At 66.7% G+C, this 9,302-nt stretch carries 12 protein-coding genes and 1 tRNA gene; 4 read left to right on the forward strand and 9 right to left on the reverse strand.

The window, feature by feature from the left end:
- A partial coding sequence (locus Q1J95_RS11430) for a PCRF domain-containing protein (RefSeq protein WP_300267680.1) occupies positions 1 to 423 on the reverse strand: 423 nt, incomplete at its 3' end.
- A gap of 112 nt (positions 424 to 535) precedes the next feature.
- Here Q1J95_RS11430 and Q1J95_RS11435 point away from each other — a divergent pair.
- Positions 536 to 1,768 (forward strand): MFS transporter, encoded by a 1,233-nt coding sequence (locus tag Q1J95_RS11435; protein ID WP_300267695.1) that lies wholly within the window; start codon positions 536 to 538, stop codon positions 1,766 to 1,768.
- Positions 1,769 to 1,798: 30 nt separating this feature from the next.
- On the opposite strand, the gene Q1J95_RS11440 is transcribed toward Q1J95_RS11435, so the two are convergent.
- Genes Q1J95_RS11440 through Q1J95_RS11470 form a run of 7 tightly spaced genes read right to left on the reverse strand, consistent with a single transcriptional unit; the run spans position 1,799 to position 6,215 of the window.
- Positions 1,799 to 2,233 (reverse strand): pilus assembly protein TadG-related protein, encoded by a 435-nt coding sequence (locus Q1J95_RS11440; protein ID WP_300267682.1) that lies wholly within the window; start codon positions 2,231 to 2,233, stop codon positions 1,799 to 1,801.
- Positions 2,233 to 2,688, reverse strand: coding sequence for a TadE family protein (locus tag Q1J95_RS11445; RefSeq protein ID WP_300267683.1), 456 nt, complete (start codon positions 2,686 to 2,688; stop codon positions 2,233 to 2,235). Before Q1J95_RS11445 ends, Q1J95_RS11440 begins: the two co-directional genes overlap by 1 nt.
- On the reverse strand, positions 2,657 to 3,058 hold the full coding sequence (locus tag Q1J95_RS11450) for a TadE/TadG family type IV pilus assembly protein (protein ID WP_300267684.1): 402 nt from the start codon (positions 3,056 to 3,058) through the stop codon (positions 2,657 to 2,659). Before Q1J95_RS11450 ends, Q1J95_RS11445 begins: the two co-directional genes overlap by 32 nt.
- 1 nt (position 3,059) lies before the next feature.
- Positions 3,060 to 3,257 carry a hypothetical protein gene (locus Q1J95_RS11455; RefSeq protein ID WP_300267696.1) on the reverse strand — a complete coding sequence of 66 codons (198 nt, stop codon included), beginning with the start codon at positions 3,255 to 3,257 and terminating at the stop codon, positions 3,060 to 3,062.
- A 23-nt stretch (positions 3,258 to 3,280) separates the two neighbouring features.
- Entirely contained in the window at positions 3,281 to 4,219 is a 939-nt protein-coding gene (locus Q1J95_RS11460) for a type II secretion system F family protein (RefSeq protein WP_300267686.1), read from the reverse strand.
- A complete protein-coding gene (locus Q1J95_RS11465) occupies positions 4,216 to 5,076 on the reverse strand; it encodes a type II secretion system F family protein (RefSeq protein ID WP_300267687.1) in 861 nt (286 codons plus the stop codon). The genes Q1J95_RS11460 and Q1J95_RS11465 overlap by 4 nt, the downstream gene beginning before the upstream one ends.
- Positions 5,073 to 6,215, reverse strand: a complete 1,143-nt coding sequence (locus Q1J95_RS11470) for an ATPase, T2SS/T4P/T4SS family (RefSeq protein ID WP_300267689.1) — start codon at positions 6,213 to 6,215, stop codon at positions 5,073 to 5,075. Before Q1J95_RS11470 ends, Q1J95_RS11465 begins: the two co-directional genes overlap by 4 nt.
- Positions 6,216 to 6,366: 151 nt before the next feature.
- Between Q1J95_RS11470 and Q1J95_RS11475 the strand changes: the two genes are divergently transcribed.
- A tRNA-Leu gene (locus Q1J95_RS11475) sits at positions 6,367 to 6,448 on the forward strand.
- 29 nt (positions 6,449 to 6,477) lie between these two features.
- The gene (locus Q1J95_RS11480) at positions 6,478 to 7,236 is read left to right on the forward strand and encodes a VTT domain-containing protein (protein ID WP_300267690.1); all 759 of its coding nucleotides are present in this window, start codon (positions 6,478 to 6,480) and stop codon (positions 7,234 to 7,236) included.
- A gap of 2 nt (positions 7,237 to 7,238) precedes the next feature.
- Here Q1J95_RS11480 and Q1J95_RS11485 read toward each other — a convergent pair whose 3' ends face one another.
- Positions 7,239 to 8,045 carry a Ku protein gene (locus Q1J95_RS11485; protein WP_300267692.1) on the reverse strand — a complete coding sequence of 269 codons (807 nt, stop codon included), beginning with the start codon at positions 8,043 to 8,045 and terminating at the stop codon, positions 7,239 to 7,241.
- Between the two features lie 59 nt (positions 8,046 to 8,104).
- Here Q1J95_RS11485 and ligD point away from each other — a divergent pair.
- Positions 8,105 to 9,302, forward strand: a 1,198-nt coding sequence (ligD, locus tag Q1J95_RS11490; protein ID WP_300267694.1) for a non-homologous end-joining DNA ligase, incomplete at its 3' end; no start/stop codon positions are given.

Consider the following 9,302-nt stretch of genomic DNA (forward strand, 5'->3'; position numbering starts at 1 on the left):
CGTGGCGTCATCGCCGCCGGCACCGGAGCGGATGGTGATGATGGCGCTGCGATCGTCGTACTCGCCATCGAGCAGCGTCTGCACCTCGAGCTGGTTGATGACATCGCCCAGCGCCGTGAGCTCGCGGCGTGCCTCGTCGGCCGAATCCTCGTCGTCCATCTCGTTGGCGAGATCGACGAGCACCTCGAGATCGTCGAGACGCTGCGCGATGCTGGTGATGCGGGCGAGTTCAGCCTGGCGATGGCTGAGCGAGCTGGTGACCTTCTGGGCGCGCTCGGTGTCGTCCCAGAGGTCGGGCGCACCGGCCTCTTCACTCAGGCGCGCGATGTCTTCGCGGAGCCCGGCGACGTCGACGACCTCGCTGATATCGCCGAAGGTGTGCCTGAGCGCCTGGATGTCGGCGGAAAGATCGAGTTCGAGCATGACAACCCAGCCTACTCGGATCAGCCGAGTCACGTGCACGGCCCGTTCGCGACAAGCGGAGTAGCGTGGCCACGTGAGCACAGCGTCCTCGGTTCTGAAGCAGTTCGGACCGATGGTGTATCTGCCGACGGTGCTCTTCGCGCTCGGCGAGGGCGCTGTGATCCCGCTGATTCCTGTGATCGCGGCAAACATGGGGGCCGATATCGCCGCGGCGGCGCTGGTGGCATCGGCTCTCGTGGTCGGACAGCTCTGCGGCAACCTGCCCGCCGGCTGGGCCGTCGCCCGCATCGGCGAGCGCTTCACGATGGTCATCGCCGGAACCATCTCGTTGGTCGCCGTCGGCGCGATGCTGCTGGCTCCGGCGCTCGCAGTCTTTGCGGCCTGCGTCTTCCTCCTCGGGTTCTGCGCAGCAGCGTTCGGACTCGCCCGCCATGCGTTCATGACGACGCGTGTGCCGTTGGCGTTTCGCGCGCGTGCGCTGGCGCTGCTGGGTGGCAGTTTTCGCCTGGGCATTTTCGTCGGCCCGTTCGTCACCGCGGCTCTGCTTCAGATCTTCATTTCGGAGCAGGCCTCGATCTGGTTCTTCCTCGCCTGTCTCGCCGTGCTGATCATACTGGTGCTGTTCGGGCCCGACCCGGAGAAGACCGTGATGCCGGCGCCGGCGCGCGAGACGGCGGCGCTGTCTGAAGACACCGGGGAGCCGGTGAGCGGACCGATCCGCCTGCCGCGCTCCGACCGGCGTGCGGGCGTGTTCCAGACCATGTGGCAGTACCGCGGCGTGCTCGGCCGGCTCGGGCTCGCGGCGGCGAGCCTGTCTGCGCTGCGCTCGACTCGGCAGGCGTTGCTGCCGCTGTGGGGCATCTCGCTCGGGCTCGACGCGCAGACCATCGCCCTCGTGGTGGGCGTGTCCGGGGCGATCGACTTCGCCCTGTTCTACGCCAGCGGGCAGGTGATGGATCGCTTCGGCCGCCTCTGGGCTGCGATGCCGGCGATGCTGCTGATGGGCGCGGGTTTCTTCGCCCTGGCGTTCACGCACGACGGTGATGCCGCGGTGCTGTGGTTCGGAATGCTCGCGGCCGTGCTGGGCGTCGGAAACGGTCTGTCGAGCGGAATTCTGATGACGCTCGGGGCGGATTCGGCGCCCCAGCAGAATCCGGCGGCGTTTCTCGGTTCGTGGCGCACACTGACGGATGCCGGTGGCGCCTCCGCACCGCTCATCGTGGCGGGCGTCACCGCGATCGCCTCGCTGCCGGTCGCGGCCGCGGTGATCGGCGTGATCGGGTTTCTCGGCGCCTGGGGATTCGTGCGCTGGATTCCGCGCACCGGATCGGACTCGGAACGCTGATCGGTCTGAGTGCCGACCGTGCGCGCTGCGCTATCGAAGCGCGGTTCGACTCGTCCCGGTGGACTGCAGGTGCACGCCATCGGGCACGAAGGCCGCGACCAGCGGCGGATACCAGGCCATCTCGACCGTGACGCGCGCAGACACCTGATCGGGGGCGGATGCCGAGACCAGCACCGCCTCGGTCGGCAAAGCCGCGAGAATCGCTGTCGCCTGCTCACGGACACCGGCATCGGTGAGCTCGGCACGAATGGATCCTCCGTCGACGACAAGGGTGAAACCATCGGATCCGGCCAGCGCGGCGGAGTCTGCGACGGAATCGAGGCGCTTCTGGGTGATGTACAGGTCGGTTGCGCAGGTGCAGACGAAGATCACGGAGATCGCGAGTACGACGTATCCGAGCAGCAGCGGCAGAATGCTGCCCTCGTCGCTGCGGCTTAGATCGGTGGTGGGCTGGTAGCCGGGCATCAGTCGGCTCCCCACGTTCGTGAGACCTTCTGCGCTGCCGCCGCCTGCAGCGGAATGCTGGCGGCGGCATCGAGGCCGAAGATGGGTGGCACGAGTGGCAGCGAGACCACCGTGCTCACGGTCACGAGCACGGTCGAGCCCGCCGCGGGGCACGCACCGCCGGTCGGTGAGCACGACATCGCGACGTCGACGCGCGAGGAGTCCATACCGTACTCGTCGATGACGTTCGTGATCACGGCGTCGCTGCGAGCTGCGGCGTCGTCCGCGCTCTCAGCCTGAGCGACGACGCGCGCAGAATGCCGCGCGGCTGCTTCGACACCGAGAAACTGCTCCTGCACGACGCCGAGGGTGATGACGAGATACACCAGCGGCACGAGAAGAATGACACCGACCGTGATGAACTCGAGCGCCGCTGAGCCGTCGTCATTGCTCGCCCAGCGATTCCAACGGCGCATCCGCTTCCACCTCCATCGCATAGGGAACACCGAGCAGTCCGATCACCGGAAGCGTCGTACGCACGGTGATGACGGCGGTGGGGTATCCGAGATGGTCACTCTCGGCGACGGTGATGTCGTCGGCGAACGACTCTCCGACCGCGCGTGCGATGCTGAGCTTCGTGCGCTCCGCGCCTTCGAGAAGGGTCGTATCGGCGAGCGCGGCATAGTGCGCGCCCTCCACCGCAGCGTCGTGAACGACGTTTCGGACGTATATCGCCAGCCCGAGCTGCAAAACGGCGAGGGTGAGGACCGTGAGCAATGAGCCGACGAGCACGAACTCCACCGCACTCGATCCGCGCTCATCGGCCGCAGCCGCCCGCCACCGCACGTCAGAGCCCGGAGACCCGCGAGATGGCCTGTTCAAAGAGCCCGGTCAACGCGGGCCCGGCAACGGCCCAGATGAGCACGACGAGCCCGGCCGTCATCAGCGTGACAAGCACCCACCCGGGCACGTCCCCCGCCTCGTCTTCGGCGAGCGTTCTGGCGTCGGCGATCATGTCGCCCCACCAACGTCGAATAACTCTCATTTCTCACTCCTTGATCGGGCGACTCAGCCGATACCGAGTCGCAGGATGAACACACCGGGATAGACCGCGAACAGAACCGACAGCGGGAGAATCAGAAAGACCAGGGGCAAGAGCATGTAGATCTCACGCTTTCCGGCCTGTTCGATGAGCACGCGCTTCGCGTCTTCACGCGCATCGGTCGCCTGAGCATGCAGAACGGCCGCCAGAGGTGCACCATGCTCAAGGGCGGCGACGATCTGGTCGACCGCACGCGACAGTCCAGGAAGCTGCAGCTTGGCGCTCATCTCGCCGAGCGCGCTGGTCACAGATGAGCCGGTTCCGACGCTGAGCACGACCTGTCTGAGCTCGTGGGTGAGCTCGCCCGAGCCGACCGCGGCGACGCGCCGCAGCGCGTCGAAAAAGCCCTCCCCCGCCGACAGACACAGCGCCAGAAACTCCAGCGTCGTCGGCAGCTCATCGGCCAGACGCGACATCCGTGCTTTCACCCGCGCGGACAGCAGGCTGTCCACCACCATTGCCGCACCCGCAGCCATCAGCGGCGGCAGCACGACCACCGGCGGCGACATGCGTCCGGTGAGCGCGAGCGCCACGACGACGATGCTCCCGACGCCCAAGCCCGCCAACGCCCATCCAAGCTGCCGTCCGCGAAACGTCGGCGCATCCGCATGGGAGCCCGCTCGTGCGAGCCGCACGGTCAATGCCGACGTGTCGCCGAAGGCGCGGCTGAAGATGGCACGCAGCCGCTCCCAGCCGCCGCCGATGCCCGCGGGAAGGATCCCCGCTTTCGGCAGTGCCCCGAACGGCATCGCATCATCATCGACGGCGTCGCGCACATAGGGCGCGATGCGGGACACGAGCGAGGCCGCATACCAGCGCGGAGCGGCGGCGAGAATGCACAGGATGCCCGCGGACAGAACCCCGCCCAGCAGCACGGCCAGGGCGATATCGGTCACACCACTCATGCGAACCACCGCCGCGGTTCGGGGAGCCGGCCGATACGCACCATGATTCGAAAGGCGATGACCGAGATCACGGCGCCGGCGCAGATCACGAGCACGCCCTCACCGCTGGCGTAGGCTTCGGCGCCCTCGGGCCGCAGCGCGAGCAATCCGAGAATGACCCACGGGGCGATGACGCCGAGTACGGCGGCGCCGCGAATCCATGACTGCCGCGCTTCGACCTCGCCGCGCAGTGCCGCGTCCGCACGCACAGAGGCCGACAACGCGCGCAGCACGCCGGTCAGTTCGGTACCGCCGACCTGGCGCGCCATCTTGAGCGTCTCGACGATGCGGTCCGCGATCGGGTCGGCGACAGTCGCCTTCAACCGGTCGATGCTGGTCTCGAAGCGCCCGGTAGCGTGCAGATCGCGTGCGAACACGACGAAGGCCGGGCGCACCATCGGCGGCGCCGACTCCGCCAGGCTCGCGACGGCATCGGGCAGCGATAGTCCGACCCGAATGGCTGCGATGAGCAGATCGCACACATCCGGCCAGAGCTGGCGCCGCGCCTTGAGCAGCCGCAGTCGACGCGAACGCAGGAAGGCGACCGGTGCGAAGGCTGCGGCGATCGCCGCCAGAATCGCCAAGACCGGGATGGCGGTGATGAGCCAGGCGCTCGCGGCCCCCGCGACAGCGAACGCGACGATCACCGCGATGACGGTGCGCTGTTCCACGGAGGCGTACCCGGCCTCGTCAATCAGCCGAGCCAGCGAGCCATCGCGCGTGGGCGTGCGCTGTGTCTTCTCGCGCTGGGGCCACAGCCACGGCGAGACACACAGCAGCAGCCCGGCCGCGAGCATGGCGCCCACCAACAGCGTCATACTCTCGGCTCCGCTCGATACACCGACCGCGTCAGCAGACGCCCGTCGAGGATTTCGCCGGTGGGTGTGATGACCTCGGAGACATAGCGCGCGCCCGCGGCGTCTCTGGCGCAGTGCACGACAAGGGAGATGGATGCGGCGAGCGCCGGTGCGATGAACGCACGATCGATGTTGCGCCCGGCCAGCAGCGGAAGAAGCGTGAGCTTCTCGAGCGCTTCCGCTGCGGAGTTGGCGTGCACTGTCCCGGCACCGGGAACGCCCGTGTTGAGGGCGAGCACGAGATCGAGGGCCTCGGCATCACGCACCTCACCGACGACGAGTCGATCGGGGCGCATACGCAGGGCTTCTTTCACGAGCCGGCGCAGCGTGATCTCGCCGCTTCCTTCCAGGCTGGCCTGGCGCCCCTGCAGTGCGACGACATCCGGCCCGTCGACGGCGAGCTCGAACGTCTCTTCCACGGTGATGATGCGCTGCTCGTGCGCACACGACGCCAGCAGCGCGCCGAGCAACGTCGTCTTACCCGCGTGCGTGGCACCCGAGACGATCACGCTGCGTCCGTCGCTCATCGCCCGGTGCAGCAACTCGGCGATCTCGGCTGGCATCGATCCGAGCTCTACGAGCGAGCGCAGACTGCGGTAGCGCGGAAGGAACTTGCGGATATTCACCGCCCACGAACCACGCACGACATCGGCGATGGCCACGTGGAGCCGCGAGCCGTCGGGAAGCGACGCGTCCACGAACGGTTGGCTGATATCGACGCGACGACCGGTGGATTGCAGCATCCGCTCGACGAGATCGCGCACGACCGCGTCGGTCAACCGCAACGCCACCCGCTCAGACACCCCGCTGCGTGCGACGAACACGCGATCGGGTCCGTTCAGCCAGATCTCCTCGATCTCGGGGTCGTCCAGCAGCGGTTGCAGCGCGCCGAATCCGCTCACCGAGGCGAGCACGTCACGCACGCAGGCCACTTCGTCGTCGATCGTCGCCTCCCCGCGCGAGAGGGCGAGATCGTTATGGCGTCTGACTTCCGACTGGGCGATGCGCCGGGCTTCGTCTGGCGCCAGGGAGGGGTCGGTCTGTTCCGCGCGCAGCCGACGGCGCACACGCTCGGCGACAAGAAGGGACGGCTGACTCACCCCAGCATCCTTGCAAGATTCGAGAATCGACCTCGAAAGTTATCCACAGCCCCGAGCGCCGAGGTGCGCGACGATTCCGGTTATCCGTAATCGTCGCGGCGGAATTCCCGCTGTTCCCGGTCCGGCCGCACCCTTAGACTGGAACGACCGCGCGGAAGTGGTGGAATTGGTAGACACGCAGGATTTAGGTTCCTGTGCCTTCGGGCGTGTGGGTTCAAGTCCCATCTTCCGTACTGACCGCCGTATCATCTGACGGGAACTCATGCATCACATCGCGCTCATTCCCTGGCTTGACCCGGAGATGATCATCGGGGCAGCCGGCCCCTGGGCCCTGCTCGTGGTCTGTTTCATCGTCTTCGCCGAGACCGGCATGCTGGTCGGGTTCTTGTTGCCTGGTGACACGCTGCTCGTGATCGCGGGGCTGTTGACCCACACGAACGATGTCTTCGGCGTGAACATCTGGTGGGTGTCGCTGCTCATCGCGGTGGCCGCATTCATCGGCGGTGAGGTCGGCTACTTCATCGGCCACAAGGGCGGGCCTGCCGTGTTCGAGCGCAAAGAGTCCGGGCTGTTCAGCCGCAAGAACGTCGAGCGCACCAACGCATTCTTCGAGCGCTACGGCGGGCTGACGGTGATTCTCGCGCGCTTCGTGCCGATCGTCCGCACCTTCGCACCCGTGGCCGCGGGTGTCGGGCATATGCCGTGGAAGCGCTACAGCCTCTACAACCTCATCGGCGCCCTGCTGTGGGGCTTCGGGCTGACCATGGTCGGGTACCTGATCGCTTACATTCCGCCGATCGCCTGGTTCGTGACCGAGTACATCGATCTCATCCTGCTCGCCGCGGTGGGTGGCACAGCACTCGTGACGCTGTGGCACTACTTCTCGGAGCGCCGCAAGGTCAAAAAGGCCCTCGCGGCCGGCGAAGACCCCGACACCGACGCCTCAGAGGCTGCTGAGCTGTCGCTCAACGCCGAGGTCTTCGATCGCGCCCCCGACCTCGATGGCGACGGAAAGCCCTAGCGCTACCCGGCATCCTTCTTCTTCGCACGTGAACGCTCGACGCTGGCCTTGAGCGCTTCCATCAGATCGATGACCTCACCGCCCTTACCTTCGGCCTCTTCGTCGGCGAAGGTCTCGGCGACATCGAAGGTCTCACCGGCTTCGATCTTCGCGTCGATGAGGGTGCGCAGCTCTTTCTGATACTCGTCCACGAATGACTCCGGATCGAAGTCGCTGGAATAGCTGTCGACGAGGCTCGCTGACAGCTCGAGCTCCTTCTTGGAGATCTTCACGTCTTCGTCGAGCGATTCGAACTCGGCCTCGCGCACCTCATCGGCCCACAGCAGCGTCTGCAGCACAAGCACGTCACCGCGTACTCGCAGCGCCGCCAACCGCGTCTTCTGGCGCAGAGTGAACCGCACGATCGCCGTGCGGTCGGTCTGTTCCAGCGTCTTGCGCAGCAGCACGTACGCCTTGGGGGATTTCGAGTCCGGCTCGAGGTAATAGGCCTTGTCCAGCGTCAACAGGTCGACCTGCTCGCTCGGCACGAACTCGACGACGTCGATCTCTCGGCTGCGTTCGGCAGGGAGGGCCTCGAGATCTTCCTTGGTGAGCACCACCCGCTGGCCGTCGTCCTCATATGCACGATCGATGTTGGAGTAGGGCACGACCTCGCCGCAGATCTCGCACGTCCTCTTATAGCGGATGCGTCCGCCATCCTCGTCGTGCACCTGATGCAGCGAGACATCGTGGTCCTCGGTGGCGGAGTACACCTTCACCGGCACGTTGACCAGGCCGAAGGTCAAAGCGCCTTTCCAGATCGTTCTCATGACACCAGTACACACGTCCGAGCATCCGGATGCCAGGGGGTTGCGGTTAGTCTTTCGTCATGCCGAGCAACGTGCAGATCGTCGAGGTCGACGGTCGCCGTGTGCGGCTGACCAACCTCGATAAGGTGCTCTACCCCGAGACGGGAACCACCAAAGGCGAGGTGATCGCGTACTACACCGCTGTGGCGCCGCGCATGCTGCCGCTGCTCGCCGGTCGCCCCGTCACCCGCAAGCGATGGGTGCACGGGGTCGGAACGGCGGATGCCCCGGCAGAGGCGTTCTTCGCAAAGCAACTGGATTCAGGGGCACCACAGTGGGTGTATCGCCTCCCGATCGCCCACTCCGGCGGCGCGAAAGACTATCCCCTGGTCGAAGATCTGCCGACATTGGTATGGCTTGCCCAGATGGCCAGCATCGAGCTCCACGTTCCGCAGTGGCGTTTCGACGCTGAGGGCGAGCGGCAGAATCCCGATCGCCTCGTCCTCGATCTGGATCCCGGTCCCGGCGCCGATCTGGCATTGTGCGCGCACGTCGCCCGGCTTGCCCGCAGCATCCTCCGAGACATCGGCCTCGACCCGATGCCGGTGACCAGCGGCAGCAAAGGCATCCATCTGTACAGCCCGCTCGACGGCTCGCAGACCAGCGACCAGGCCTCTGCCGTCGCTCGTGAACTCGCTCGTGCCATCGAATCGGATCATCCGGACATCGCCACCAGCACCATGGCCAAGGCGGTGCGCAGCGGCAAGGTCTTTCTCGATTGGAGTCAGAACAACGGCAAGAAGACGACGATCTCGCCCTATTCGCTGCGCGGACGCCCGCATCCGACGGTCGCCGCTCCCCGCACGTGGGAGGAGCTCGATGACCCGGAGCTTCGCCAACTGCGCTTCGACGAGGTCGCCGATCAGGTCGCGGACGACGAGAACCCGTCGCAACCGGCACCAGCCCCGGCTCGCGAGGTCGCGACGGCCGCACCGCTGCCGCCGCCGGGTGCCCCGCCACGTGCGATGCTCGCCGAGTCCGGAACCCCGGGCCTCGTCCGCTCGATGCGCTCACCGTGGATCGAGATCAAATGGGACGGCATCCGCGCACTCGGCACCTGGAGTGACGGGCGGCTGCGCTTGCACGCGCGAAGCGGCACCGACATCACCGCTCGCTATCCCGAGCTCACCAGCGACGGTGCCCCGCACTTCGCCGCGTCGGATGCGGTCATCGATGGTGAGATCGTCGCGCTGGATGCATCAGGGCGCCCCAGCTTCA

This window comes from Microbacterium sp. (assembly GCF_029263575.1).
Taxonomy (GTDB): domain Bacteria; phylum Actinomycetota; class Actinomycetes; order Actinomycetales; family Microbacteriaceae; genus Microbacterium.

Coding starts and splice junctions, on each gene's coding strand:
- Q1J95_RS11435 (WP_300267695.1), top strand. CDS start 536: ATGGTGTATCTGCCGACGGTGCTCTTCGCGCTCGGCGAGGGCGCTGTG.
- Q1J95_RS11440 (WP_300267682.1), bottom strand. CDS start 2,233: ATGCCCGGCTACCAGCCCACCACCGATCTAAGCCGCAGCGACGAGGGC.
- Q1J95_RS11445 (WP_300267683.1), bottom strand. CDS start 2,688: ATGCGCCGTTGGAATCGCTGGGCGAGCAATGACGACGGCTCAGCGGCG.
- Q1J95_RS11455 (WP_300267696.1), bottom strand. CDS start 3,257: ATGAGAGTTATTCGACGTTGGTGGGGCGACATGATCGCCGACGCCAGA.
- Q1J95_RS11460 (WP_300267686.1), bottom strand. CDS start 4,219: ATGAGTGGTGTGACCGATATCGCCCTGGCCGTGCTGCTGGGCGGGGTT.
- Q1J95_RS11465 (WP_300267687.1), bottom strand. CDS start 5,076: ATGACGCTGTTGGTGGGCGCCATGCTCGCGGCCGGGCTGCTGCTGTGT.
- Q1J95_RS11480 (WP_300267690.1), top strand. CDS start 6,478: ATGCATCACATCGCGCTCATTCCCTGGCTTGACCCGGAGATGATCATC.
- Q1J95_RS11485 (WP_300267692.1), bottom strand. CDS start 8,045: ATGAGAACGATCTGGAAAGGCGCTTTGACCTTCGGCCTGGTCAACGTG.